The organism is Vibrio sp. STUT-A11 (genome assembly GCF_026000435.1).
Classification (GTDB): Bacteria; Pseudomonadota; Gammaproteobacteria; order Enterobacterales; family Vibrionaceae; genus Vibrio.
The window spans coordinates 2536509-2561615 of sequence record NZ_AP026763.1 but is presented as its reverse complement, the minus strand read 5'-3'; the positions used below and the strand labels follow the sequence as shown (position 1 = coordinate 2561615).

At 45.6% G+C, this 25107-nt stretch carries 21 protein-coding genes and 14 tRNA genes; 11 read left to right on the top strand and 24 right to left on the bottom strand.

Annotated elements, in window-relative coordinates; genetic code table 11:
• Window positions 1–42: 42 nt before the first annotated feature.
• The 18 genes from OO774_RS12015 to lolB form a co-directional block, all read right to left on the bottom strand.
• Window positions 43–119: transfer RNA gene (locus tag OO774_RS12015), tRNA-Met, on the bottom strand.
• 24 nt (window positions 120–143) lie between these two features.
• Window positions 144–228: transfer RNA gene (locus tag OO774_RS12010), tRNA-Leu, on the bottom strand.
• Between the two features lie 54 nt (window positions 229–282).
• Window positions 283–357, bottom strand: a tRNA-Gln gene (locus OO774_RS12005).
• Window positions 358–388: 31 nt separating this feature from the next.
• Window positions 389–473 (bottom strand) — tRNA-Leu (locus tag OO774_RS12000).
• Between the two features lie 73 nt (window positions 474–546).
• Window positions 547–621, bottom strand: a tRNA-Gln gene (locus tag OO774_RS11995).
• A gap of 30 nt (window positions 622–651) precedes the next feature.
• Window positions 652–736, bottom strand: a tRNA-Leu gene (locus tag OO774_RS11990).
• Between the two features lie 34 nt (window positions 737–770).
• A tRNA-Gln gene (locus OO774_RS11985) sits at window positions 771–845 on the bottom strand.
• Window positions 846–894: 49 nt separating this feature from the next.
• Window positions 895–979, bottom strand: a tRNA-Leu gene (locus OO774_RS11980).
• A 29-nt stretch (window positions 980–1008) separates the two neighbouring features.
• A tRNA-Leu gene (locus OO774_RS11975) sits at window positions 1009–1093 on the bottom strand.
• An 89-nt stretch (window positions 1094–1182) separates the two neighbouring features.
• Window positions 1183–1259: transfer RNA gene (locus OO774_RS11970), tRNA-Met, on the bottom strand.
• 78 nt (window positions 1260–1337) lie between these two features.
• Window positions 1338–1412: transfer RNA gene (locus OO774_RS11965), tRNA-Gln, on the bottom strand.
• 31 nt (window positions 1413–1443) lie between these two features.
• Window positions 1444–1528, bottom strand: a tRNA-Leu gene (locus OO774_RS11960).
• A 38-nt stretch (window positions 1529–1566) separates the two neighbouring features.
• A tRNA-Met gene (locus tag OO774_RS11955) sits at window positions 1567–1643 on the bottom strand.
• A 284-nt stretch (window positions 1644–1927) separates the two neighbouring features.
• Window positions 1928–3019: a redox-regulated ATPase YchF gene (ychF, locus tag OO774_RS11950; RefSeq protein WP_014231060.1), complete on the bottom strand. Its 1092-nt coding sequence runs from the start codon at window positions 3017–3019 to the stop codon at window positions 1928–1930.
• A gap of 10 nt (window positions 3020–3029) precedes the next feature.
• Entirely contained in the window at window positions 3030–3620 is a 591-nt protein-coding gene (gene pth, locus OO774_RS11945) for an aminoacyl-tRNA hydrolase (RefSeq protein WP_264902904.1), read from the bottom strand.
• A gap of 192 nt (window positions 3621–3812) precedes the next feature.
• Window positions 3813–4757 carry a ribose-phosphate pyrophosphokinase gene (locus OO774_RS11940; protein ID WP_014231062.1) on the bottom strand — a complete coding sequence of 315 codons (945 nt, stop codon included), beginning with the start codon at window positions 4755–4757 and terminating at the stop codon, window positions 3813–3815.
• A gap of 28 nt (window positions 4758–4785) precedes the next feature.
• On the bottom strand, window positions 4786–5658 hold the full coding sequence (gene ispE / locus OO774_RS11935; RefSeq protein WP_264902903.1) for a 4-(cytidine 5'-diphospho)-2-C-methyl-D-erythritol kinase: 873 nt from the start codon (window positions 5656–5658) through the stop codon (window positions 4786–4788).
• Window positions 5655–6293 (bottom strand): lipoprotein insertase outer membrane protein LolB, encoded by a 639-nt coding sequence (gene lolB / locus OO774_RS11930; protein WP_264902902.1) that lies wholly within the window; start codon window positions 6291–6293, stop codon window positions 5655–5657. Before lolB ends, ispE begins: the two co-directional genes overlap by 4 nt.
• A gap of 134 nt (window positions 6294–6427) precedes the next feature.
• Between lolB and hemA the strand changes: the two genes are divergently transcribed.
• The 8 genes from hemA (at window position 6428) to ybaK (ending at window position 14300) form a co-directional block, all read left to right on the top strand.
• A complete protein-coding gene (gene hemA, locus OO774_RS11925) occupies window positions 6428–7684 on the top strand; it encodes a glutamyl-tRNA reductase (protein WP_264902901.1) in 1257 nt (418 codons plus the stop codon).
• Between the two features lie 29 nt (window positions 7685–7713).
• Entirely contained in the window at window positions 7714–8802 is a 1089-nt protein-coding gene (gene prfA, locus OO774_RS11920; protein ID WP_264902900.1) for a peptide chain release factor 1, read from the top strand.
• A 3-nt stretch (window positions 8803–8805) separates the two neighbouring features.
• A complete protein-coding gene (gene prmC / locus OO774_RS11915; protein ID WP_264902899.1) occupies window positions 8806–9666 on the top strand; it encodes a peptide chain release factor N(5)-glutamine methyltransferase in 861 nt (286 codons plus the stop codon).
• A 36-nt stretch (window positions 9667–9702) separates the two neighbouring features.
• On the top strand, window positions 9703–10086 hold the full coding sequence (locus tag OO774_RS11910) for a SirB2 family protein (protein WP_264902898.1): 384 nt from the start codon (window positions 9703–9705) through the stop codon (window positions 10084–10086).
• Window positions 10087–10091: 5 nt separating this feature from the next.
• Window positions 10092–10901, top strand: coding sequence for a SirB1 family protein (locus OO774_RS11905; protein ID WP_264902897.1), 810 nt, complete (start codon window positions 10092–10094; stop codon window positions 10899–10901).
• A 51-nt stretch (window positions 10902–10952) separates the two neighbouring features.
• Window positions 10953–11804 carry a 3-deoxy-8-phosphooctulonate synthase gene (gene kdsA / locus OO774_RS11900; protein WP_264902896.1) on the top strand — a complete coding sequence of 284 codons (852 nt, stop codon included), beginning with the start codon at window positions 10953–10955 and terminating at the stop codon, window positions 11802–11804.
• 231 nt (window positions 11805–12035) lie between these two features.
• A complete protein-coding gene (gene ushA, locus OO774_RS11895; RefSeq protein WP_264902895.1) occupies window positions 12036–13718 on the top strand; it encodes a bifunctional UDP-sugar hydrolase/5'-nucleotidase UshA in 1683 nt (560 codons plus the stop codon).
• 108 nt (window positions 13719–13826) lie between these two features.
• Window positions 13827–14300 (top strand): Cys-tRNA(Pro) deacylase, encoded by a 474-nt coding sequence (gene ybaK / locus OO774_RS11890; RefSeq protein WP_264902894.1) that lies wholly within the window; start codon window positions 13827–13829, stop codon window positions 14298–14300.
• Between the two features lie 265 nt (window positions 14301–14565).
• Here ybaK and rluF read toward each other — a convergent pair whose 3' ends face one another.
• The 3 genes from rluF to OO774_RS11875 form a co-directional block, all read right to left on the bottom strand.
• Complete coding sequence (gene rluF, locus OO774_RS11885; protein ID WP_264902893.1) at window positions 14566–15633, bottom strand: 23S rRNA pseudouridine(2604) synthase RluF; 1068 nt, start codon at window positions 15631–15633, stop codon at window positions 14566–14568.
• 100 nt (window positions 15634–15733) lie between these two features.
• Window positions 15734–16315 (bottom strand): DNA endonuclease SmrA, encoded by a 582-nt coding sequence (smrA, locus tag OO774_RS11880; protein ID WP_264902892.1) that lies wholly within the window; start codon window positions 16313–16315, stop codon window positions 15734–15736.
• A 131-nt stretch (window positions 16316–16446) separates the two neighbouring features.
• Entirely contained in the window at window positions 16447–16587 is a 141-nt protein-coding gene (locus OO774_RS11875) for a DUF3149 domain-containing protein (RefSeq protein WP_014231074.1), read from the bottom strand.
• Between the two features lie 353 nt (window positions 16588–16940).
• On the opposite strand from OO774_RS11875, the gene OO774_RS11870 reads away from it, so the two are divergent.
• Window positions 16941–17017 (top strand) — tRNA-Pro (locus OO774_RS11870).
• Between the two features lie 525 nt (window positions 17018–17542).
• Here OO774_RS11870 and OO774_RS11865 read toward each other — a convergent pair.
• The gene (locus tag OO774_RS11865) at window positions 17543–18415 is read right to left on the bottom strand and encodes a TraB/GumN family protein (protein ID WP_264902891.1); all 873 of its coding nucleotides are present in this window, start codon (window positions 18413–18415) and stop codon (window positions 17543–17545) included.
• A 593-nt stretch (window positions 18416–19008) separates the two neighbouring features.
• On the opposite strand from OO774_RS11865, the gene OO774_RS11860 reads away from it, so the two are divergent.
• Window positions 19009–19701 carry an oligogalacturonate-specific porin KdgM family protein gene (locus tag OO774_RS11860; protein WP_264902890.1) on the top strand — a complete coding sequence of 231 codons (693 nt, stop codon included), beginning with the start codon at window positions 19009–19011 and terminating at the stop codon, window positions 19699–19701.
• A 72-nt stretch (window positions 19702–19773) separates the two neighbouring features.
• On the opposite strand, the gene OO774_RS11855 is transcribed toward OO774_RS11860, so the two are convergent.
• Together OO774_RS11855 and OO774_RS11850 are read right to left on the bottom strand one after the other, a co-directional pair.
• A complete protein-coding gene (locus OO774_RS11855; protein ID WP_264902889.1) occupies window positions 19774–20223 on the bottom strand; it encodes a DUF411 domain-containing protein in 450 nt (149 codons plus the stop codon).
• Window positions 20224–20244: 21 nt separating this feature from the next.
• Window positions 20245–22968: a copper-translocating P-type ATPase gene (locus tag OO774_RS11850; RefSeq protein WP_264902888.1), complete on the bottom strand. Its 2724-nt coding sequence runs from the start codon at window positions 22966–22968 to the stop codon at window positions 20245–20247.
• Window positions 22969–23198: 230 nt separating this feature from the next.
• On the opposite strand from OO774_RS11850, the gene gltX reads away from it, so the two are divergent.
• Window positions 23199–24626, top strand: a complete 1428-nt coding sequence (gene gltX, locus OO774_RS11845) for a glutamate--tRNA ligase (RefSeq protein WP_264902887.1) — start codon at window positions 23199–23201, stop codon at window positions 24624–24626.
• Window positions 24627–25107: the final 481 nt, after the last annotated feature.

Below are 25107 nucleotides of genomic sequence, written 5' to 3'. Positions count from 1 at the left end.
TAGTTATTAAGGTAATTGGTAAAACCTAAATAACGTTATAAATGGTGGCTACGACGGGATTCGAACCTGTGACCCCATCATTATGAGTGATGTGCTCTAACCAGCTGAGCTACGTAGCCAACTCAAATTGTTTAAATCAAGAATGGTGCGGAAGGAGAGACTTGAACTCTCACACCTTGCGGCGCCAGAACCTAAATCTGGTGCGTCTACCAATTCCGCCACTTCCGCATCTTGATCTATAGACGTTAAGATGATTGGTAAAATCTTAATGTCATTTTGTAATGGCAGGGCTACCTGGATTCGAACCAGGGAATGGCGGCATCAAAAGCCGCTGCCTTACCGCTTGGCGATAGCCCTACAAATAGTAGTCTTACAACTACTTAAAATATGGTGCGGAAGGAGAGACTTGAACTCTCACACCTTGCGGCGCCAGAACCTAAATCTGGTGCGTCTACCAATTCCGCCACTTCCGCAACTTAATCTATAGATATCAAGATAATTGGTAAAATCTCAATATCGTTTTCCTGTATTTCAAGGAACAAATAATGGCAGGGCTACCTGGATTCGAACCAGGGAATGGCGGCATCAAAAGCCGCTGCCTTACCGCTTGGCGATAGCCCTACAGGTAGTAGTCTTACAACTACTTAAATATGGTGCGGAAGGAGAGACTTGAACTCTCACACCTTACGGCGCCAGAACCTAAATCTGGTGCGTCTACCAATTCCGCCACTTCCGCATAACTACTGAGTAAACTCAATAATTTTAAATAATGGCAGGTCTACCTGGATTCGAACCAGGGAATGGCGGCATCAAAAGCCGCTGCCTTACCGCTTGGCGATAGACCTGCAGGCGATAGTCAAAAGACTATATCACTCTCTATTTCTAGAGAAAGAATGGTGCGGAAAGAGAGACTTGAACTCTCACACCTTGCGGCGCCAGAACCTAAATCTGGTGCGTCTACCAATTCCGCCATTTCCGCATGTATTCTTTAATAGAGTTAAATCAAGATGGTGCGGAAGGAGAGACTTGAACTCTCACACCTTGCGGCGCCAGAACCTAAATCTGGTGCGTCTACCAATTCCGCCACTTCCGCGTCTTGAACTCTATAAACCATCAGTTAATTGGTAAAAACTAACAGTTGTTTTTCTTTATCACAAAGATAGTTCTTTCAAAAAGAAAGAATGGTGGCTACGACGGGATTCGAACCTGTGACCCCATCATTATGAGTGATGTGCTCTAACCAGCTGAGCTACGTAGCCATCTTTTTGAGCGAGACAATATAAACCTTCGCGCTCTAAGTGACAACCCCTTTATCAAGGAATCTCCACTTTGAATAGTGGCAGGTCTACCTGGATTCGAACCAGGGAATGGCGGCATCAAAAGCCGCTGCCTTACCGCTTGGCGATAGACCTGCAGGCAGTAGTCTTACAACTACTTAAAATATGGTGCGGAAGGAGAGACTTGAACTCTCACACCTTGCGGCGCCAGAACCTAAATCTGGTGCGTCTACCAATTCCGCCACTTCCGCATCTATTCCTAATCACTCTTCCAAAGAGTATTTAGGAATGGTGGCTACGACGGGATTCGAACCTGTGACCCCATCATTATGAGTGATGTGCTCTAACCAGCTGAGCTACGTAGCCAAAACCATATTTTCCGTTCTCAACACTTCGTTGCCTTGTTGTCGGGAACGGCGCGCATTATGCGAAGTTGAGTCAGATCCGTCAACAGTTTTTTTAAATAAATCTCGGAAAAAACCTCGTTCGCTTCCTTTTTAAACAAAGAGGCGTGTTTATGATCTAAAACTGGAAAAAAAATCGCTTGCAGCTAGGTAGTTAACTTCAGGTCTTTTGGAGGAGGGATAAAAAAAGCCAGCAATCATGCTGGCTTTTTATGTAAATGAAGTGTTTAAAATTCATTCATTTAATTAAACGTTGAAGCGGAAGTGAATAACATCACCGTCTTTTACGATGTATTCTTTACCTTCTAGACGCCATTTACCTGCGTCTTTCGCACCACTTTCACCGTTGAATTCGATGAAGTCGTCGTAACCAACAACTTCCGCACGGATGAAACCTTTTTCAAAGTCAGTGTGGATCTTCGCAGCTGCTTTTGGCGCTGTTGCACCTACAGGGATTGTCCATGCACGCACTTCTTTTACGCCAGCGGTAAAGTAAGTTTGTAGGTTTAGTAGTTCATAACCTGCACGAATCACGCGGTTCAGACCTGGTTCTTCGATGCCTAGGTCTGCCAGGAACTCTTCGCGCTCGTCATCTTCTAGTTCGGCCATTTCTGACTCGATAGCCGCACAGACAGGAACAACAACGTTGTTTTCTTTTGCTGCAAATTCACGTACAGCATCTAGGTATGCGTTGTCTTCAAAACCATCTTCATTCACGTTAGCGATGTACATGGTTGGTTTTAGTGTCAGGAAGTTCAGGTAACCAATGGCTGCCAGCTCTTCTTTAGCAAGCTCAACGGTACGCGCTGAACCGCCTTCTGTAAGCACTGGAAGAAGCTTTTCAAGTACCGTTAGCTCGAATTTCGCGTCTTTATCACCACCTTTTGCTTTCTTTGCGTTACGCTGGATAGCGCGCTCACAAGAATCAAGGTCAGCCATTGCAAGCTCAAGGTTGATCACTTCAATATCTTCGATTGGAGATACTTTACCCGCTACGTGAACGATGTTGTCGTTTTCGAAACAACGAACAACGTGACCGATCGCGTCAGTTTCACGGATGTTTGCCAGGAATTTGTTACCTAGGCCTTCACCACGTGATGCACCCGCTACCAGACCAGCGATGTCGACGAATTCCATTGTAGTAGGCAGCACTTTCTGTGGGTTAACGATCTTTGCTAGCGCATCTAGACGTAGATCTGGCACAGGAACTACACCAGTGTTTGGTTCGATCGTACAGAACGGGAAGTTTGCTGCTTCGATGCCTGCTTTAGTTAGTGCGTTAAACAGAGTTGATTTACCCACGTTAGGTAGACCAACGATGCCACATTTAAAACCCATGATAGTAACCTTATTCAGCTTTGAACGTGTGGAGGCGATTTTGTGCTTTTGACAGGCCATCCTTGATCAGAATGTCTAGACAACGCACCGATTCATCGGTTGCGGCGTCCAAAAGCTCTTGTTCTTTTGCAGGAGCTTTACCTAGTACAAAACCTGCCACTTTATCTTTGTGTCCCGGATGGCCGATGCCGATACGAAGACGATAAAAATCTTTGTTGTTGCTTAATTTGCTTATTGTGTCACGCAGGCCATTATGACCACCGTGACCGCCACCTTTTTTAAACTTAGCGACACCTGGCGGTAAGTCTAGCTCGTCATGAGCGACCATGATCTCTTCTGGCTTAATTTGGTAAAACTTCGCCAAAGCGGCGATGGATTTTCCAGATAGGTTCATGAAAGTGGTTGGGATAAGCAAACGGAGATCCTGCCCGTTGAGCATGATACGTCCGGTCAATCCGAAGAACTTTGGTTCGTTCTTCAGCGTAATGTTGTGAACGCGTGCTAATTCTTCTACAACCCAAGCGCCCGCATTATGACGAGTTTTGGCGTACTCTGGTCCCGGATTAGCAAGACCAACGAGAAGTTTGATTTGTTGACTCAAGGTTAGGATCTCTCTGGAATCTCAAAAAGCGCAGTATGATAGCACAGAAAACTGACAGTGGGGGAACTCGGGTGAGATTGATCGTTTGAGTTAAATCATCCTCAACTCGTTATATCCTTCTGTATTCCGTGCATAAATAAAAAACACCCCAAAAGGGGTGTTTTAAAAATCAGTGTAACTGAAATGTCCGAGTTAGTTGAACATTGCAGAAATTGATTCTTCGTTGCTGATACGACGAATCGCTTCAGCCAGCATGCGAGATAGGCTTAGTGTAGTTACTTTACCTGTCGCTTCCATCTCTTTAGACATAGTGATTGAGTCGGTTACGATCACTTGGTCTAGTACAGAGTTGCCGATGTTTTGTGCCGCGTTACCTGAGAATACAGCGTGAGTTGCGTAAGCGAATACACGCTTAGCACCGCGCTCTTTCAGCGCTTCAGCGGCTTTACATAGTGTGCCACCAGTGTCGATCATGTCATCAACGATCACGCAGTCGCGACCTTCAACATCACCGATTAGGTTCATCACTTCAGAAACGTTTGCACGTGGACGACGCTTATCAACGATAGCGATATCGATATCACCTAGCGCTTTTGCCGTTGCACGAGCACGGACAACGCCACCAAGGTCAGGAGAAACCACTACAGGGTTTTCTAAGCCACGAGCTTGCATGTCTTCTAGTAGTACAGGTGTACCGAAGATGTTGTCTACCGGTACATCGAAGAAGCCTTGAATCTGCTCTGCGTGTAGGTCGATAGTCAGAACGCGGTCGACACCAACGTTAGATAGGAAATCAGCAACAACTTTTGCAGTAATTGGCACACGAGAAGAACGTACACGACGGTCTTGACGAGCGTAACCAAAGTAAGGGATAACTGCAGTGATACGGCCTGCTGAAGCACGGCGCATTGCATCAATCATAACAACCAATTCCATTAGGTTGTCGTTAGTCGGTGCACAAGTGGATTGAATGATGAAAACATCACTACCACGAACGTTCTCATTGATTTGAACTGCAACTTCGCCATCAGAAAAGCGAGAAACAGATGCATCACCAAGAGAGATGTAAAGACGATCAGCAATACGTTGGGCTAGTTCAGGTGTTGCATTACCAGCAAATAGCTTCATATCAGGCACGGTGGAAACCTCGGGTTTGCGTCCAGTTTTAATTAGGTCGGTGTGTGGCTGATTGGTATTCAGCCAGAGTCTCTTTTAGTGGCGAAATATTGCGCCCTTGAGCGACAAATGCCGAGACATCATCAGAGAGTTGCGCAAGGAGAGTTTCTGCTTCTGATTTGCTCGAAAATTCAGCAAAAACGCAAGATCCTGTCCCAGTCAATCTTGACGGCGCGTATTGTAGCAGCCAAGAAAGTTGCTTATCAACCTCCGGATAGAGCATTCGGACAATTTTTTCGCAATCGTTTACGTTTGGTGTGTCCAAAAGTGTGGCTAGGTCTCGTTTTGCGGTATTTCGTGTTAAATCCGGGTGACGAAATACGTCAACCGTCGCGATCGAGACATTAGGTCTGACGACGAGGTACCACTTTTCTTCCGGATAAGCGGGAGAAAGTTTTTCTCCGACACCTTCAGCAAATGCAGCAAACCCACGTACAAATACTGGCACGTCTGCGCCAAGTTTCAAGCCAATTTGCGCAAGTTCGTCATCACTGAGATTCAGTTGCCAAAGGTAGTTAAGTGCCACCAAAGTTGTCGCGGCGTTCGATGATCCGCCACCAATCCCACCGCCCATCGGCAAAACTTTATGCAGTTCAATGTGCGCGCCTAAATCGCAGTTAGCATATTCTTGTAGCGCGGTGGCGGCCTTCCAAATCAAATTATCTTGGAGAGGAACACCTTCAATTTCCGGAGAGAGAGTAATGCTACCAGTTTTATTAGCTTGAATGGTGAGTTCGTCACCATGGTCCACGAATTGGAAAAGCGTTTGTAGCTCGTGATAACCGTTTTCAGTGCGGCCATTGATGTAAAGAAAGAGATTCAATTTCGCCGGTGAAGGCCAGCGGGTTGAAATGTCGATCATTGGGTGATGTTCCATTTGGTGATCAGGAGATTTATTTTAACGTCCGACGTGGTCAACTTTAATCGGTTAGGCAGCGGCAATGCTTGCTCATGCCATTTCACATCGCTGTAACGTTGATAATCGATGTTCCAGTCGTTAAGGCCAATTTGCTTGTTCAAGGCTTGCAATGTATTGGTTGAGGAAAGTTTAAACGTGTCTGCATCGGTTGGTAAACCGAGTAGCCAGTCAGGCATATGCTCTACTGGCATCATTAATCCGGTTAACTGGAAGATAAGTTGGTTAGCATGACGCGCAGAGAGAACTTGGTCATCGTAAGTCTCTACAGTAGCCCCGTTTGGAGTGATGGTTAGGTTGAGTGCGGTTTGACCAAGAATCGTCGTCAAACGCAGTTGGCTGAGTGCCGTTGAGTGTTTCCAGAAGAAATTCAGATTTTGTCTTTGGTCTGGCCCAATATAGCCAAGTTTACCTGTTACTTGAAAATCATGAATCGCTTCAAGTTTTTTTTCATGCGTTTGCCATTCCACGCTGGTGATACTTTCCGGAACAGAGCTACAGCCAGCGAGTATCAGACTCGACAAGAGAAATATTACAAAGGAGCGTAAGGTCATGTTTGATGGCTTCTTAATCAGTTTCATCGGTATTCGCTCACAACTATAGCATTGAAAAGTCGCAGTTAGGAAAACAAATCCGGCTTGCCCTTTCAATAAATGCGTGCTTACAGTAAAATTCTGAACCTATTTCATAATCGATCTCAGAGATACCACGTTAGATGTCCTTGCTTGCTATTGGAATTAATCACAATACAGCGTCTGTCGACTTGCGCGAGAAGGTGGCGTTTGGACCGGATAAACTCGGCCCGGCCCTCGAGCAACTTAGAAAGCACGAAGCGGTAAACGGCAGTGTTATTATTTCAACCTGTAACCGAACCGAGTTGTACTGCGATGTAAAGCAAGGGGCACGAACCAAGTTAATCGATTGGCTGGTTCAGTTTCATGACGTGAGCCGAGAAGAATTGATGCCGAGTTTGTACGTGCATGAAGAGCAATCTGCTATTAAGCATTTGATGCGCGTGTCATGTGGTCTCGATTCTCTCGTGTTGGGCGAGCCTCAGATTTTAGGGCAGGTAAAGCAGTCTTTTTCTGACTCGCGTGAACACCTGGCGGTCGATGCGTCGATTGATAAGCTGTTCCAAAAAACCTTTTCTGTGGCGAAACGTGTGCGCACAGAAACGGATATCGGTGGTAATGCCGTGTCGGTGGCTTATGCTGCATGTACACTGGCCAAACATATTTTTGAATCTCTGTCTGACTCCACGGTTCTCTTGGTTGGCGCGGGCGAGACCATTGAGCTGGTTGCCAAGCACCTGGCGTCTAATGGCTGCTCTAAAATGATTGTGGCTAACCGCACCAAAGAGCGCGCGCAAGGCCTTGCGGATGAGTTCGGAGCCGAGGTGATTAGCTTAAACGAAATTCCTGATCATCTTGCCAGAGCGGATATTGTCATTAGCTCGACGGCAAGCCCGCTACCTATTATTGGAAAAGGCATGGTTGAAACCGCGCTGAAAAAACGTCGTCATCAACCGATATTACTGGTTGATATTGCCGTACCACGAGATGTAGAGCCTCAAGTTGGTGAGCTTAATGATGCTTACTTGTACACTGTCGATGACCTGCAGTCGATTATTGACAGCAATATTGAACAGCGAAAAGTAGAAGCCATTCAGGCTGAAGCGATTGTTAGTGAGGAAAGTGCCGCGTTTATGACGTGGTTACGTTCACTGCAAGCGGTCGATAGTATTCGCGATTATCGCGAGTCAGCAAACAATATACGTGAAGAGTTATTGAGCAAAAGCCTGCAATCATTAGCGGCTGGCACCGATCCGGAAAAAGTTCTGCGCGAGCTCAGTAATAAACTCACCAACAAACTGATTCACGCCCCAACTCGTGCATTGCAAAGTGCAGCGGAGCAAGGCGAACCAGCAAAATTAACGGTTATCCGACAAACTCTAGGTTTGGATAATCTATAACTCACGCTTTTTATTAAGAAAACGACACTATGAAAGCCTCTATTCTGACTAAGCTAGAAACGCTAGTAGAACGTTACGAAGAAGTTCAACATCTTCTTGGTGATCCTGATGTAATTGGAGATCAGGATAAATTCCGTGCTCTATCTAAAGAGTACTCTCAGCTAGAAGAAGTAACTAAGTGCTTCCAGGCTTATCAACAAGCGCAAGATGATCTTGTCGCTGCTGAAGAAATGGCGAACGAAGACGACGAAGAAATGCGTGAAATGGCGCAAGAAGAAATTAAAGAAGCGAAAGCAACCATTGAGCGTCTTGCTGATGAATTGCAAATTCTTCTTCTGCCAAAAGATCCAAACGACGATCGCAACTGTTTCCTAGAAATCCGTGCCGGTGCCGGTGGTGATGAAGCAGGTATTTTTGCGGGTGACCTTTTCCGTATGTACAGCAAGTACGCGGAGAAAAAAGGCTGGCGCATTGAAGTGATGTCTTCAAATGAAGCTGAGCACGGCGGTTACAAAGAGATGATTGCCAAAGTAAGTGGCGATGGTGCTTACGGTGTATTGAAATTTGAATCAGGCGGCCACCGTGTACAGCGTGTACCAGCAACTGAATCTCAAGGCCGCGTACATACTTCTGCTTGTACTGTTGCCGTTATGGCTGAAATTCCTGAAGCTGAAATCCCAGAGATTAAAGCGGCAGACCTTAAAATTGATACTTTCCGAGCTTCAGGCGCGGGTGGTCAGCACGTTAACACCACAGATTCTGCAATCCGTATTACGCACTTACCAACGGGTACCGTGGTAGAGTGTCAGGACGAGCGTTCACAGCACAAAAACAAAGCGAAAGCGATGGCCGTTCTTGCTGCACGTATTATTCAGGCTGAAGAAGCGAAGCGCGCGGCTGAAGTGTCGGATACTCGTCGCAACCTGCTAGGTTCTGGTGACCGTAGTGACCGTATTCGTACTTACAACTACCCACAAGGTCGTGTTTCAGACCATCGCATCAACCTGACGGTTTACCGTTTGAATGAAGTGATGGAAGGTGACCTGCAAAGCTTGATCGACCCTGTTGTTCAAGAGCACCAAGCAGACCAACTAGCGGCGCTAGCTGAGAACGCTTAATCGATGACTCAAGTTCAATCTATTGAGCAAGCACTGAAAAGTGCCACAGCAAAACTGACAGAGGGCGGCAAAGCGTCGCCTTCTCTCGATGCGGCCGTCCTGCTTTGTCATGTCCTTGGCAAACCAAGAAGTTATCTACTTACCTGGCCTGAACGAGTACTAGAAGCTGAACAACAAGTGCAGTTTGATGCTTTGCTTGAGCGACGTTTAGCGGGTGAACCGGTTGCCTACATTATTGGTGAGCGAGAGTTCTGGTCTTTGCCATTGAAAGTTTCCCCTTCTACTTTGATTCCAAGACCGGATACCGAGCGCTTGGTTGAAGTTGCCTTAGATAAAACCTACGAGCAGTCTGGTTCTATCCTCGATTTAGGTACCGGGACGGGTGCCATCGCTTTAGCTTTGGCATCTGAGATGCCGCAGCGACAAGTAATGGGTGTCGATCTTAAGCAAGAAGCGAAAGAGCTGGCTGAGTACAATGCTGAGCAACTCAATATCAAAAATGTGACGTTCGCTCAGGGAAGTTGGTTCGAACCTATTGTTCCGGGAACAAAGTTTGCTCTTATTGTTTCTAACCCGCCGTACATCGATGCGAAAGATCCGCACTTGGCTCAAGGTGATGTGCGTTTTGAACCCAAATCTGCACTTGTGGCTGATGAAGGTGGATTGGCGGATATTCGCCATATCTCTGATGCTGCTCGTCAGTACCTTGAAGAGGGTGGTTGGCTTGTTTTCGAGCACGGCTACGATCAGGGACAAGCGGTGAGAGACATCATGTGTAGCTTTGGCTATCAACACGTCGTTACTGAACAAGATTACGCTGGCAATGACCGGGTTACCCTTGGTTGTTTTGCCGCTGAACAATAACGAGAAAGTCAGCAAATTTAAACTAAGAGAAGAAAAATGTACGTAGCTCTAAAACATATTCACCTCGTGACCATTGCACTTAGTGCGACATTGTTGTCGATTCGCTTTGTGTTGATGATGATGAACTCGCCAAAACGCAACCATCGTTTTTTGAAAGTGTTCCCGCATATTGTTGACACTGCGCTACTCGTATCTGGTATCGCTCTGATCTTCGTCACTGGCTTTATCCCATTTACTGACGCAGCGCCTTGGTTAACCAACAAGATCACTTGTGTGTTAGCGTACATTGCTCTGGGCTTCTTCGCTTTAAAGTTAGCCAAAAACAAACTACTGCAAATCTTCGGTTTCTTCGGCGCATTAGGCTGGCTGGTGATGGCCGCCAATATTGCAGTGTCTAAGAGTCCAACTTTATTTGGGTAATGATCATGGTTGAGTTTTTTGACGAAGATTTTGACAATATGGCGCTGGTTGAAGGTGCGTTAGAGCTAAACAAATCTGTCGATCCTGAAACTAATGTACACTGGGCAGCGCAAGAACTGGAGCGTCTATACCAGGAAGCGGAAATGGCTTTGGTTCATGAAACGAATGAAGAGCAGCGCTTCGATTCATTCTTACGCCTATTCTTCCAGGAGTGGGGCTTTAAGGGCGATGACCAAGAGTATTTTAACTCTGATAACAGCTTTATCGATAAAGTCTTAGAGCGTAAAAAAGGCATTCCAGTCAGTTTGGGCTCTATTTTATTGTATCTGGGTAACAAGCTCGGCTTCCCGTTAAAAGGCATTACTTTTCCAACCCAGTTTTTGCTGAAAGTAGATTGGATGCACAAGACGTCAGATTATATCAATCCATTTAACGGTGAATACGTAGGTGAGCGAATTCTACAGGCCTGGTTAATTGGACAAGAAGGACCACTAGCGCAGCTCAAACCGGAGCATTTCGAAGAAGCGGACAATCCGACGATTATTGGCCGATGGCTTGCTGTGATCAAAAGTGCCATGCTGCGCGAAGAGCGTTACACGTTGGCGCTGCGCTGTACTAATCTGGCCCTCACATTTGTACCGGATGATCCATATGAGATACGTGATCGCGGATTTATCTTTCAGCAGTTAGATTGTCATCAAGTCGCCGTGTCTGATTTCCAGTACTTTATTGACCAGTGCCCTGATGATCCGGCTGCTGAGCTACTAAAATCACAAGTAAACGTGATGTCAGAAAAGCGCACTACATTACACTAATTCTACTGATAAGCGTATCGAGCTTATCGTGACTATAAAAAGAGAATCAAAATGGAACAGAAAATCGTTAATATCGGCGACATTCAGGTTGCTAACGACAAGCCATTCACCCTATTTGCAGGTATGAACGTTCTTGAGTCTCGTGATCTTGCCATGCAGATCTGTGAGCACTACGTAAAAGTTACTGAAAAATTAGGTATTCCTTACGTATTTAAGGCGTCGTTCGACAAAGCAAACCGCAGTTCTGTTCACTCATACCGTGGCCCTGGCCTTGAAGAAGGTATGAAGATCTTTCAAGAGCTTAAAGACACCTTTGGCGTGAAAATCATCACGGATGTTCACACTGAAGCTCAGGCACAGCCAGTCGCAGACGTTGTGGATGTTATTCAGCTTCCTGCGTTCCTAGCACGTCAAACTGACCTTGTTGAAGCGATGGCGAAAACAGGCGCAGTGATCAACGTGAAAAAACCTCAGTTCATGAGTCCTGGTCAGGTAGGTAACATCGTTGAGAAGTTTGCAGAGTGTGGTAACGATAAAATCATCCTTTGTGAGCGCGGATCTTGCCATGGCTACGATAACTTAGTAGTTGATATGCTTGGCTTTGGCGTAATGAAGAACGCATCAAAAGGCAGTCCAATCATTTTTGACGTAACGCACTCACTACAAATGCGTGACCCGTCAGGTGCGGCATCGGGCGGTCGCCGTGAACAGACGGTTGAATTGGCAAAAGCAGGCCTTGCAACGGGTATTGCTGGTTTGTTCATTGAAGCGCACCCGACCCCAGATCAAGCTCGTTGTGATGGCCCTTCTGCGTTACCACTGGACAAGCTAGAACCATTCCTGGCGCAAATGAAGTCTCTGGACGATCTGATTAAGAGCTTTGCGGACATCGACATTAAATAATTAATGTTGCCAAACGAGAAAATAGCCAACTCTGTGTTGGCTATTTTTTTGTCTGAAATAACTGAAGTCTCAAACTGTCACTATTGAATTTGAGATCAGATGACAATTGACCATAATTAGAAAATCAATACGTTAGAACAACCACCTCTTGTTTCGTGCATTCGCGAAGCGACAGGTAAGTGTGTTTAAAAAGTGCAATGGCAGTGGGCCCGTATAAGAAAAGGTAAAACAATGAAACAACGTCTGATGGTAAAAACCGCGTTGAGTGCGGTCATTCTGGCTACGCTTGCCGGATGTGCAACCCAACCCGCCCATGAATGGAATACCGATACGACTTATCGACTCACCGTACTGCATACCAATGATCACCATGGTCGTTTTTGGCAGAACAAATACGCAGAGTACGGTATGGCGGCACGTAAAACGCTGATTGATGATTTGCGTGAAGAGGTAGAAGCGGAGGGCGGAAGTCTCTTACTTCTCTCTGGTGGTGATATCAACACAGGGGTTCCGGAGTCAGATCTACAAGATGCTGAGCCAGACTTTAAAGGCATGAGCAAAATTGGCTATGACGCGATGGCTCTCGGCAATCATGAATTTGATAATCCGTTAGATGTTTTGTTTAAGCAGCAGGAGTGGGCAAGCTTCCCGATGCTGTCCGCCAATATCTATTCGAAAGAAACCGGTAAACGTATGTTCCAGCCTTATGCGATGTTCAATAAGCAAGGCATTAAGATTGCGGTTATTGGCCTGACAACGGAAGATACTGCGAAATTGGGCAATCCTGAATACATCAGTCAAGTGGACTTCCGTGATCCAAAGGAAGAAGCGAAAAAACTCATAGCTGAATTGAAAAAGACCGAATATCCCGATTTGATCTTTGCTGTCACTCATATGGGGCACTATGAAAATGGCAATCGTGGTATTAACGCTCCGGGCGATGTGGCATTGGCTCGCTACCTAAATGAAGGTGATTTGGACATGATTGTCGGCGGTCACTCACAAGAGCCTGTTTGTATGGAAGGCCCTAACGTCATGAAGAAAAACTTCAAGCCGGGCGATGAGTGTCAGCCAGACCAACAAAATGGGACTTACATTGTTCAAGCGTATGAGTGGGGTAAGTATGTCGGTCGCGCAGATTACGAGTTTCGCAACGGTGAACTTTCGATGTTGAGTTACGACCTCATTCCGGTCAACTTGAAAAAGAAAGTGGAAATCAATGGGCAGTCGCAACGTGTTCTGGTTGAAGATGAAATTACTCAGGATGAAGCGATGCTTGAATTTCTGCGCCCTTACCAAGAAAAAGGACAGGGACAGCTGAACGTTAAAATTGCCGAGTCAAATGGTAAGCTGGAAGGTGATCGTGATGTGGTGCGATTTAAGCAAACCAATCTTGGTCGTTTGATTGCAACCGCGCATATGGAACGCGCTAAAGCAGACTTTGCAGTGATGAACTCCGGTGGTGTGCGCGACTCAATTGAAAAAGGGGACATTACCTACAAAGACGTTCTGACGGTTCAACCATTTGGCAATATGGTGACTTACGTGGATATGTCGGGACAAGAAGTTCTCGACTATCTGAATGTTGTTGCGACCAAACCCGTGGATTCAGGCGCCTACGCTCAGTTTGCGGGTATCGCCATGAGTATTGAAAATGGTGAGGTGACCAATGTCTTCATTGGCGAACAACAGCTTCGTTTGGATGGCAACTATCGTTTTACCGTACCAAGTTATAACGCGGCAGGTGGTGATGGTTATCCGAAACTTGATACCCATCCGGGCTATGTCAATACTGGTTTTACCGATGCTGAAGTATTAAAAGAATTTCTCGAGTCTCACAGTCCGATTGATGTCAATCGTTATGCGCCTTCGGGGCAAATCAAATACGCCACTAACAATGTTATTGAGCAATAACATCGGATAGAGAAAAAGCGATTGACTCAAACTCGCTGATATCATTAACTAAAAACGCAGCTTCATTAATCGCAAGCTGCGTTTTTTATTTTTATAAGGAGAATCTTGATGACTCCGGCCATTAACTTAGTGAAAAAGAAGAAAGTGCCGCACACCATACATCAGTACGATCATGACCCGAGAGCGGATAGTTACGGGTTAGAGGCTGCTGAAGTGTTGGGACAAGATCCAAAAAAAGTATTTAAGACCCTGTTGTTTTGTTTAAACGGTGAGCCGAAAAACCTTGCTGTGGCCATTATTCCTGTAGACCAGAAATTGAATCTAAAACTGGCAGCAAAAGCGGCAAAGGGAAAGAAGGCTGATATGGCAGACCCTGAGATCGCTCAGAAAACAACAGGCTATGTGGTGGGTGGCATTAGCCCGCTCGGACAAAAGAAAGCGTTACCTACTTTTTTACACGAAAGTGCCAAAGAGCAAGAAACCGTTTGTGTGAGTGCTGGTAAGCGTGGGCTGGAAATAGAGCTGGCTCCACAAGATTTGCTGACCTTAACTCGTGGTCAATTTGCACCCTTGTGTCTATGAATGGGTTCGCCGAGCATTAATAATCAGCAGATTCAAAGACGCATATCTGCCACACCGTCATTCTGGACAGCGAGGAACGAGCGTGATTCAGAATCTACTTTAGAACGTATTGTTGCTGAGAGGATTTCTGTTACTTCTCAGCACGTTGATGGTAGATTCCTAGTCTCGCTAGGGCTCGCTGGAATGACGGTAGTGAGTAGAATAATCGCTTTTTATTTATAGAATCGTCAGGCGATTAACATTGACCCATTGGCGTCCTTACAAATTATTTTTTCAAGCTTAATGTATTGCCACTACGTTTTACTGGCTGAGGTGGCTTAGCCGCGTTTGGATTGTCGTAGCGCACTTTAGTTTTCGCAGGCTTACGATCTGAACCCTGATTAGCGTGGTCCTTGTTTGAGCGCGGTTTATCGCTATCCTGACGACGCTTCTGCTGACCTTTCTTCGAGTTAGGTGCATGACGGAATTCATCAGCGTTGTTCCCTCGGAAAGTGCGTGGCTTTTGGTTACGACGCGCTGTTGAATCTTGATTCTCTTCACGGCTGTCAAACAGTTTAGCGTCTGTCGCTTTGCGTATATTACGCCCTTTGGAATCCACTTTAGAGGCTTCTTCAGTACCGACAGAACCATCGCACATCGCCATGATTTCGGCGACTTCCGCATCCGTCAGGTAACGCCATTTACCGTTCGGAATGCCATCGAGAGAGATATTCATAATACGCACACGACGTAACTTATATACTTCGTAGCCCAACGCTTCACACATACGGCGAATCTGACGGTTCAAACCCTGAGTCAGCACAATTCGAAACGAGAACTTGGTTTCTTTGCTCACTTTACAAGGAAGCGTTACCGTATCGAGGATTTTCACACCGCTCGACATCTGTTTAAGAAACTCGCCAGTGATTGGCTTATCGACGCGCACCACGTACTCTTTTTCGTGGTTGTTGCCTGCACGAAGAATTTTATTAACGATGTCACCGTCGTTAGTCAAAAAGATCAGACCGTCAGACGGTTTATCTAGGCGACCAATAGGGAAAATGCGTTTTTTATGTCCAATAAAGTCGACAATGTTGCCCGGTACATCACGTTCTGTCGTACAGGTAATACCGGTCGGTTTGTTTAACGCGATATAAACAGGCTTCTCTTTTGCAGCGACAGGTTTGCCATCGACACAAACATCATCACCTGGTAAGACTTTGGTGCCCATTTCTGGCTGTTTACCATTAATTGTGACACGACCTTGCTCGATCAGTCTGTCGGCCTCTCTGCGTGAACAAAAGCCTGTTTCACTAATAAACTTATTTAAGCGTTTAGAACTATCTTGTGACATGTTGTACTCCTAACGTTTCACAACGGCGGTGAATAAAGTGTCCCAGCTAATGCTAGCGAAGGGGAAAATAAGGTCGGGCATTCTAGCACCGACAAGAAACTTAGCCTAACCGTTTTTGATGGCGCTCTCGGTTTTCCAGCTTCTTATCTGCGCTCTTTCTTAACAATACGTAGACGGCACCGCTACCACCGTGAAAGCGTTGCGCACTATGAACACACTGCACTTCTTTAATTTGCTGTAGCCAACTGCTGACGAAGCTCTTCATTAATGCTGGTGGATTAGACCGTTCTCCGCGCCCGTGAACAATGACAACCGTACGAATATCCATAGAAATACATTGCTTAAGAAATTTCACGACTTCATCGCGCGCTTCTTTGAGAGTTTTTCTGTGTAAGTCTAAACGTGCCTGAATCGGGTACTTACCTAGACGAAGTTTGCGGTATACGCCATCTTGAACACCATCACGTTTGAACTCGACAAAGTCGTCGGGCTTGAGCATTTCTGCATGATCGAGAGAGAGGTATTCTGGGTCGTCCTCTGTTAACCATATTGCCGCTTCTCGCTTGGCGAGGTGTGCATCGGTTACTTGGTGAATTTTCTTGTGCTCAGCGGTGTCTTGAGTGATTGGCTTTACATCACCCATCATTTGTTGGAACAACTCAAAATCGTCATCGTGGGACATAGTGGCGATCTCATAAAGAACAGGATAGGTACAGGTGATTATATCAATGAGATGCGGGAAAAGATCAATAAAAAACCGGAGTAGGCAAGTAACCGACTCCGGTGCAAAGCGTTTATAGGGCTAAGCGAGATCTAGTGAGGAGATTTATCGTTCATGATCTTGTACATGAAGAAACCGCCGTAAAACAACATCAGACCGATTGCTCCGAAGATTACTATCATCGATGATAGACCTACTGCATTACCAAATAGGAGATCAAGCCAAAAGTCCATATGTTTCCTCCAAGATATTCCCGATAGACACAAATTAATTGTTGGTGTTTTTTCGCACACTGATCTGGATCAATTATGTTGCTGAGGTTAATAAACTGTATTTTATTGTGGGTTGTCAGTCACATTTTGCGTGCTTGTGTTCAGTTATTCACCAAACGGATTAAGACATTACATTTTTTTGGAAAAAGCACTTGCGTCTGAGATCAGAATCCGTAATATACCACCTCGTTGGCGGGGAGAAGTCCTCAGTTAAACATCTCGAAGATTAGCGTGCTGGTAACGCATCTCGGGGGTTAGGAATAGCGGACCAGAGGGTCACCCTCTAGGTTTAGCAAGATTCCAAGTCAACATCTCGGTGAATAGCGCAGCTTGGTAGCGCATCTGGTTTGGGACCAGAGGGTCGGGGGTTCGAATCCCTCTTCACCGACCACTTTAAGAAAGCCTGCTCTTGTAGCAGGCTTTCGTCGTTTTAGAGTTCATACTAACGGATTCGAACCAAAGCGGGGTTCGCCTGACGTTAGAATATGGCTCTTCACCGACCACATTAAAAGAAGCCGCAACAGAAATGTTGCGGCTTTTTGCATTTTAGTGCGTGTTGGAGCATAGGGTCGGGGTCTGGAAGCCCAGCCGCGTCGAATCCCTCTTCACCGACCACTTTCTAAAAAATGCTCTGTAGAAATACAGAGCCTTTTTTGCGTTCTAAAGGTCCTAGGGATTAGGATCCTAGGTCCTGGGTGAGTTCGCTTAAAGTTCGGTTATCTCTATAGCATTTGTGTTGGTTGTTTTGGACTACAGAATACAGAATACAGAATACAGAATACAGAATACAGATTCAGTATTCCGTAAGCGAAGCGCTCCGTATTCACGAGCAACATCGACCTAAGCTTAATTTTTGCAGAGTGATTCCAACAAGCACCCTCTAGGACCTGGGATCCTAGAACCTTAATTCCTATCTTCAAATATCACACTTCGCTTTACGTGTATTACCAAGCGGGGTAATTTCAAAACCTCGCTCGGCCAGCAAATCAATTAAGTTGCCTCTACCAACGAGATGCAGGCTGCCAACTACAACCGTATAGCGGCCTTGCTTTTGTGGCAGTATGCTGCCGTTGTCGAGCTTTTCTGCCCAGTCTTTATTACGTGAATACAAAAAGGCTTCATTGAACTCTTCTGTTGCTTTGTCAGTTAACGATGCTTCTTCCAACATGCTACCATCGCCACTTTTCCAGCTTTCAATCAGACACTCGACCAGTTCCTCTCCTGCTTCATATTCATTGATGGATGAAAGTAGCATCTCTTTGCCTTCATCTGGTTGGCCAGCAATCAAATCGATTTGGAACTGCACTGATTCGAACGAAATGATAGGAATATCGCTTTTTTCTGCCAGTTCAATCAAGTGCATATCGACACCTTCTGTGGATACATAACCCAGTTTATTCACCAACGCGAGTTGAATGGCGAGGGCTGCATTCCAAGGTGGGGCATTTAACAACTGAGTTTCCGGAATCTGCAAATCATTGGCTATTTTAATCAGCTGCAGACGCTCCGCTTTGTTCAGTACAGCCTTGGTTCGAGTAGATAACGGTGGATAAATGGCACCCTCACTACTTCTCACGTCCGCTTCAATGATCAACCCAGAACTTTCGCTTAGGTGATCGAGTAGATTCTTAGGCAAGGGATACATGGATTTATCCCCCACATGTACTGAGCCAATGATCATATATTCTGTTTCCCCTTTTTTGGCTAACCAGTGTTGTGGCTCCGCACTGGACGAAAAGGAAGTAAAGAGGACGATGAACGAGGACACGAAGGTCATGAGGCGAAACATATTATTTTCCTTGAAATGAAACCCGGATAGCACCTTTTATCCAGCATTTTGCAAGCACATTAGTACATCACTTTATACCGAAACCAAAGTTTGATGTCTTATTGAGAATAGAACAGGTTTTAGGTAACTCATTTGAATGTGAATAGCTGTCTAAGCTAAGAGCGCACGATAAAGTTGTCACGGTAAACTCGTCGCTTTTGCGAGGTGGTATTTATTTTTATACGTGAATTAAGTGTGATCGAAATCTAATTATTTCGCATCAACAAAAAAGATTTTGGCGCAGATTTAATTTGAGAGTGTGATCTGGATTCTTAAATTGCTCTTAATTGTTCGGTTTGTTGTGATGTGGGTCGGATGTTGTATTTTTAACTGATTTTTTCTATTTAATGTAATTAACTGTATTTAGAAGGTTTTTGTCTGGTCTGTATCGTCAGTTTTGAACAGGATCACCTTTTTAAAGGATTTATTTTTCATCGAAAATTAATTGTTTCAATATTGCCTCTGCCCACCAAGGCAGATTCCAAATTTTGTTATGTAAGGGAACCGACGAACGTGGAACCATCACATAACGTGAATAAACAAAGGCAGTTATTATGAAATACATTTTTGCACTGAGTGCTCTTTCTCTCGCTTTCGCTTCTAGCGCATTTGCTGGTTCTTCTTACGTAACAGGTAACGTTCAATTTCACGATGATGGTCGAATTCACGGCTCAGACGTGACTTCTACAATAGAAGCTGGTCATACTTTCGATAATTCATTTGGTGGCTTTACGGTTTACACCGAGTTTGATGGTATTCAACTTGGCAAACTAGAAAGCAAAAATGGTGGCGCAGGGAACATAACACCTTACATTACGCTCGGGGGAGAGCAGTCATTTAATATCACTGATCGTCTGTGGGTTGCAGCAGGTTACCAACACTTGTTCTCAGCGGGCGAAAATATTCAATACCGTCCACTGGTGAAAATTGGTTACAACTTCGATAACGGTATTTCTCTGAGCAACCGCACGCGTGCACATATTGATGCAACAGACGCAGATGCAGATACGGACTACCGCATGGATAACCGCATTGGTTACGTGATGAATGAAGATGTGACACTAAGCTACAATAACGTATACATGATTGATGCCGATACAATGGACCACGAGTTCCGTGCGACATGGACTCGTAAAGGCGTTCAACCATACTTTGAACTTCGCTCTCAGGCTCATGGCGCAGAAAATGCTAATGGAGACAGCCTAGTGAATAACGCCTTTGTATTTGGTGCTTCTTACGGTTTCTAACGATTTCGTCTTAATTGTCCATTAAGTTGCTAAGAAAAAGCCCAGCATCTGTGTTAAGAGCTGGGCTTTATTCTATTCGTCGTTACCTTTGTGGTGACTAAAGGCCGAAACTTGTCCTTTTTCATTGAAAGCGTAAACGGTGTAACTGTCCTTTTTATCGCCATACTCCATGCCTGGAGAGCCTACAGGCATTCCAGGAACCGTCAGACCTTTCGCATTCTTCGGTGGGTTTTCCAAGAAGGCTTTAATATCGGCTGCTGGCACGTGTCCTTCAAACAGATAACCGTTTATTTCTGCTGTATGGCAAGAGTAGAGCTGTTGGTTGTTCATGCCTAATTCGCGTTTGATGGCATTAATATCATCATGCAGTTTTTCTTCGACCGTAAAGCCGTTCTCTTCCATGTGTTTTGTCCAGTCACCACAACAGCCACAATATGGCGACTTGTGGTTAATGACATCGGCTGCCAATACATTGGCGGATACGGTCGCAAGCATTGCAAAAGTTACAAGTTTCAATTTCATAATACCCTCAGAAAGAAGTCGTCATTTTACTGAAAACAGTCGTAGTCGGTTTGCATTACTAACGACAGTAATTGAAGACAGTGCCATCGCTGCTCCTGCAACTACGGGACTGAGTAAAAAGCCAAATGCTGGGTAAAGTACGCCTGCCGCAACAGGTATGCCCAACGAGTTATAAACAAAGGCACCAAACAAGTTTTGTTTCATGTTTTTAAGTGTGGCGCGCGACAACTCAATTGCGTGTACCACGGCCATTGGTGATGTGTTGAGAATCGTCATTTGCGCACTTTCTATCGCCACATCGCTGCCGCTGCCCATTGCAATACCAAGGTTGGCAAGAGCAAGAGCAGGCGCATCGTTAATGCCGTCTCCTACCATCGCCACAATATGGCCTTTAGACTGAAGCTGCTCAATATGCCGTGCTTTTTCATCTGGTAACACTTGTGCAATCACTTCATCAATGCCGAGCTCTTTACCGATCGCATCAGCAACGTGCTGGTTATCACCCGTTAACATCACGGTTTTGACTCCCTGAGCTTTTAAGGCTGAAAGCGCTTCTTTAGCGTCTGACTTGATTGGATCGGCAATCGCAATCAGTCCGACTAACTTGTTATCCAGAGCCACAGCGACAGGCGTCCACGCGTTTTCTGCGCTCTCTTCTATCGCTTGTTTTAGGTTACTTGTGTCAATGTTCTCGGCTTGCATAAATTGCAAAGAACCAATCAGCAATGGTTTACCTTGGTAAGTCGCTAAGATGCCGCGTCCACGGACGTTTTCGAATTTGTCTAACGTGACTTCTTGCGCGTCTTGTTGTTTAGCAAAATCACACACGGCTTTGGCAAGTGGATGCTCAGACTGACGCTCAGCCGCATAAGCCATAGCAAGCAGTTCATCTTGGCTGGTCGCGTGAGTAAAAACTCGCTGCACCGATGGTTTTCCTTGTGTCAACGTGCCGGTTTTATCGAAGACGACCGTATCGACTTTACTGGCTAACTGCAGTGCATCCGCATCTTTAATTAAGATGCCCAACTCGGCGGCTTTACCTACGCCAACGGTAACGGAAAGTGGTGTAGCCAACCCCAATGCACAAGGGCAGGCGATAATGAGTACGGTCGTTGTCACCACGAGCATGTAGCTAGCTTTAGGCTCTGGACCTACTGCAAACCAAACCAGCGCAGCAAGTAAGGCAATACCTACCACGACAGGTACAAATACCGCTGAAATTTGGTCGGCTAATTTGGCGATAGCAGGTTTACTGCTTTGAGCGGTTCTAACCATACGAATGATGCGCGCAAGCATCGTATTGGCACCAATGCCAGTCGCTTTGATGACCAAGCTACCGTCGGTGTTGAGCGTACCAGCAGAGACTTCAGCATCCAGTCCTTTTAATACTGGTACAGGCTCACCCGTTAGCATTGACTCGTCAATGTAGGATTCACCTTCGAGTACGGTGCCATCTACTGGTACTTTTTCGCCCGGTTTGATTCTCAGCTTCATGCCCAGCGTGATTTGCTCAACGCTGATGGTCTGATCGCCTTTCTCTGTAATAGCCGTCGCTTGCTGTGGCTGCAAGTTAATCAAAGCCTGCAACGAGCGAGTCGTGTTGGCTTTCGCTTTGGCTTCTATGTAGTGGCCGAGAGAAATCAAACCGATGATCATCGCGCTGGCTTCGAAGTATACATGGCGCGACGCTGGCGGAAACCAGTCTGGGAAAGTCACCACCAGCATGGAGTAAAGCCACGCAGCGCCAGTGCCTAACGCGACCAATGTATCCATGGTTGCGCGCTTGTGAGTCGCCGCTAACCAAGCGTTGCTGAAGAAGTGACGACCAGCCGTTGCCAGAAGCAGCAAACATAAAAGGCCGACCGCACCCCAAATGAACTGGTCACTGCTGTGGCGAATCATCATGTTACCGCCAGCCACACCCCACAACATTAAAGGCGCACCAACCACCAAGCCTGCAATGGCATCAAATTTAAAGCGTTTTTGTTGTGCCAGTTGCTGCTGTGCTTGCTTCTCTTGTTGCGTTGCAGCGTCTTGTAATATTTCTGCCTGGTATCCTGCTTGTTTTACCGACTCGACAATCGCTTGGTGTAAGTCTTCTGAATCCTGAGTCGCGAACACTAAGGCACTTTGTTCAGCAAGATTTACCTGAGCTTTTTCTACACCTTCAACCTTAGTTAGTGCTTTTTCGACTGAAGAAACGCAACTTGCGCAGGTCATTCCCTGGATTAGCATTTGCAGTTGAGTGCTGCTGGCTGGTGGAATGTCTTCCAGTGGGTTATCTGGTGCTTCGCTTTGTGCAGCTTGGGTGTCATCTTCAGGCTCGGCACTTTTAGCTTCTGTACTTTCGGTGCCAGTGATGACTTCTTTACTCGCGGTGTAGCCTAAGCTCGCCACAAGCTCGATGACTTGCTGCTCAGAAAGGAGAGTACGGATATTTAATTGCGTCGTCGAAGCTTCAAATGAGATAACGTCTGCATTTGACTCTAATAAAGCAGAGAGCTTTTTGACGCAGCCGCCACAGCTCAATCCTGACAAATTAAAGTCATAAGCGTTACCCGCGTGGTAACCCAACGACTCAATCGATTTGACGATTTCTTCTAATGAGGCGTCGGTTTTAATTTCAGCTGAGGTCGGAGACAAATTGAGGATCTCAACACTATGATTTGCATGTAAAGTTTTCTCTACTTTCCTTGCACAGCCCATGCAGTTAAGCCCTGATAACGGTACTACAAACTGATTCATAACTTGTCCTCACTAATCGTAATATAATCAGCTTAAACCTTGCTGCAAGGGTAAGGTCAAGGTTTGTTATCAATGAAGTTAATTTCGTTGAACCCTGCATCGAGAGGTTATTTGGGTATATGAACACGGAAGGATTGTAGTATTGACTTACGATGGTAAAATGTCGCCACTTTTATCCTTGACAATACAACGAGAACCCTCTCGTTGAACATTAACCCTAAGGAACTCAAATGACGGTTAAAACTCGTTTTGCTCCTAGCCCAACTGGCTATCTACACGTTGGTGGTGCTCGTACAGCACTGTACTCTTGGCTATATGCTAAAAACCAAGGTGGTGAATTCGTTCTGCGTATCGAAGATACAGACCTTGAGCGTAACTCTAAAGAAGCGGTTGATGCGATTCTGGAAGGTATGGAATGGCTAGGTCTGGAGTGGGATGAAGGTCCTTACTACCAAACTCAACGTTTTGACCGTTACAACGAAATGGTTGATAAGCTGGTTGCGGAAGACAAAGCATACAAATGTTACGCATCTAAAGAGCTACTGGATGAGATTCGTGCAGAGCAAGAATTGAACAAAGAAATGCCTCGCTACGATGCCAACCATCCTAAAATCAAAGCGGCAAACGATGCTGCGAAAGATGGTGATCCTTGCGTAATTCGTTTCCGCAACCCGAAAGAGGGTAGCGTAGTATTCGACGACCAAATTCGTGGCCGTATCGAAATCCGTAACGAGCAAATGGATGACCTGATCATTCGTCGTACCGATGGTTCACCAACGTACAACTTCTGTGTTGTGGTTGACGACTGGGATATGGGCATCACGCACGTTGTTCGTGGCGAAGACCACATCAATAACACGCCTCGTCAGATCAACATCTACGAAGCACTAGGTGCACCAGTACCTACATTCGCTCACTGTGCAATGATTCTAGGTGACGACGGTGCGAAACTGTCTAAACGTCATGGCGCTGTGTCGGTAATGCAGTACCGCGATATGGGTTACCTACCAGCTGCACTAAACAACTACCTGGTTCGTTTAGGTTGGTCGCACGGTGACCAAGAAATCTTCACTCAAGAAGAAATGATTAATCTGTTTAGTCTGGACGCTGTATCTAAGTCAGCGTCTGCATTTAACACCGATAAGCTGCAGTGGCTAAACAACCACTACATCAAGAACTCTGATCCAGCATACGTTGCACAGCACTTGCAATGGCACCTAGACCAACAGAAGCTGGACGTGACAAACGGTCCTGCAATCACTGAAGTGATCAAGTTGGTTGGTGAGCGTTGTAATACACTTGTTGAGTTGGCTGAGCAGATTCGCTACTTCTACGAAGATTTCTCTGAGTTTGAAGCGGGCGCTGCGAAGAAACACCTACGTGGTGTAGCAAAAGCGCCTCTAGAGCTTGCGCTTGCAAAAGCAGAAGCGTTAACTGAGTGGACAACTGAAAGCATCAAAGATGGTGTAATCGCAGCCGTTTGCGAAGAGCTGGAAATCGGCATGGGCAAAATTGGTATGCCGCTACGTGTCGCTGTTACAGGCGGTGGTCAATCTCCATCTGTTGACGCAGTTATGGCTCTAATTGGCCAAGAGCGCAGTATTGCTCGCATTAAAATGGCACTTGCGTTTATCGCTCAACGTGAAGCCAATGCGTAACTAATTTGCATAAAAATTCAAAAGCCGCGGTGATTTCCGCGGCTTTTTTTGTATCCATAGATTGCAATGAAGTGAAAGGGGTAGTCACGCTTTCCCTCTAAACGTACTTTCTTTACGTCGGACTGTTTGATTTTTGATAACAAAATGTAATCAAAAGTTATGTTTTTCAATATATTACTAATGACCAAGTTTTAATCTATCTTTCTGATTAAACGCCAATATCCATAAAGTTCCTTAAGTTTTGTCTCAATAATGAGATAGTTATCTACATTAGATTTTTTATTGTTCCCGCCCAAGCAAACGTTTGCGCCTTTGTTGCATTAGGCTTTAGGTGCTCTGTGTCACATATTGTTTGTTGTTTTGATGACATTAAATTGACAGTTTTGGGATTTTTCTCGAGTTTTCTTAGCGTTATAGTTCACACCGTCAGTGAGGCTTAGATAGCGCTCCTGATCACTGTATAGGAATGCTAACCGAACAA

What these genes read in the sequence shown, in the direction of transcription:
- ychF (WP_014231060.1), bottom strand. Translation starts at nt 3,019, where the DNA reads ATGGGTTTTAAATGTGGCATCGTTGGTCTACCTAACGTGGGTAAATCA.
- ispE (WP_264902903.1), bottom strand. Translation starts at nt 5,658, where the DNA reads ATGATCGACATTTCAACCCGCTGGCCTTCACCGGCGAAATTGAATCTC.
- lolB (WP_264902902.1), bottom strand. Translation starts at nt 6,293, where the DNA reads ATGAAACTGATTAAGAAGCCATCAAACATGACCTTACGCTCCTTTGTA.
- hemA (WP_264902901.1), top strand. Translation starts at nt 6,428, where the DNA reads ATGTCCTTGCTTGCTATTGGAATTAATCACAATACAGCGTCTGTCGAC.
- prfA (WP_264902900.1), top strand. Translation starts at nt 7,714, where the DNA reads ATGAAAGCCTCTATTCTGACTAAGCTAGAAACGCTAGTAGAACGTTAC.
- prmC (WP_264902899.1), top strand. Translation starts at nt 8,806, where the DNA reads ATGACTCAAGTTCAATCTATTGAGCAAGCACTGAAAAGTGCCACAGCA.
- OO774_RS11910 (WP_264902898.1), top strand. Translation starts at nt 9,703, where the DNA reads ATGTACGTAGCTCTAAAACATATTCACCTCGTGACCATTGCACTTAGT.
- OO774_RS11905 (WP_264902897.1), top strand. Translation starts at nt 10,092, where the DNA reads ATGGTTGAGTTTTTTGACGAAGATTTTGACAATATGGCGCTGGTTGAA.
- kdsA (WP_264902896.1), top strand. Translation starts at nt 10,953, where the DNA reads ATGGAACAGAAAATCGTTAATATCGGCGACATTCAGGTTGCTAACGAC.
- ushA (WP_264902895.1), top strand. Translation starts at nt 12,036, where the DNA reads ATGAAACAACGTCTGATGGTAAAAACCGCGTTGAGTGCGGTCATTCTG.
- ybaK (WP_264902894.1), top strand. Translation starts at nt 13,827, where the DNA reads ATGACTCCGGCCATTAACTTAGTGAAAAAGAAGAAAGTGCCGCACACC.
- rluF (WP_264902893.1), bottom strand. Translation starts at nt 15,633, where the DNA reads ATGTCACAAGATAGTTCTAAACGCTTAAATAAGTTTATTAGTGAAACA.
- smrA (WP_264902892.1), bottom strand. Translation starts at nt 16,315, where the DNA reads ATGTCCCACGATGACGATTTTGAGTTGTTCCAACAAATGATGGGTGAT.
- OO774_RS11875 (WP_014231074.1), bottom strand. Translation starts at nt 16,587, where the DNA reads ATGGACTTTTGGCTTGATCTCCTATTTGGTAATGCAGTAGGTCTATCA.
- OO774_RS11865 (WP_264902891.1), bottom strand. Translation starts at nt 18,415, where the DNA reads ATGTTTCGCCTCATGACCTTCGTGTCCTCGTTCATCGTCCTCTTTACT.
- OO774_RS11860 (WP_264902890.1), top strand. Translation starts at nt 19,009, where the DNA reads ATGAAATACATTTTTGCACTGAGTGCTCTTTCTCTCGCTTTCGCTTCT.
- OO774_RS11855 (WP_264902889.1), bottom strand. Translation starts at nt 20,223, where the DNA reads ATGAAATTGAAACTTGTAACTTTTGCAATGCTTGCGACCGTATCCGCC.
- OO774_RS11850 (WP_264902888.1), bottom strand. Translation starts at nt 22,968, where the DNA reads ATGAATCAGTTTGTAGTACCGTTATCAGGGCTTAACTGCATGGGCTGT.
- gltX (WP_264902887.1), top strand. Translation starts at nt 23,199, where the DNA reads ATGACGGTTAAAACTCGTTTTGCTCCTAGCCCAACTGGCTATCTACAC.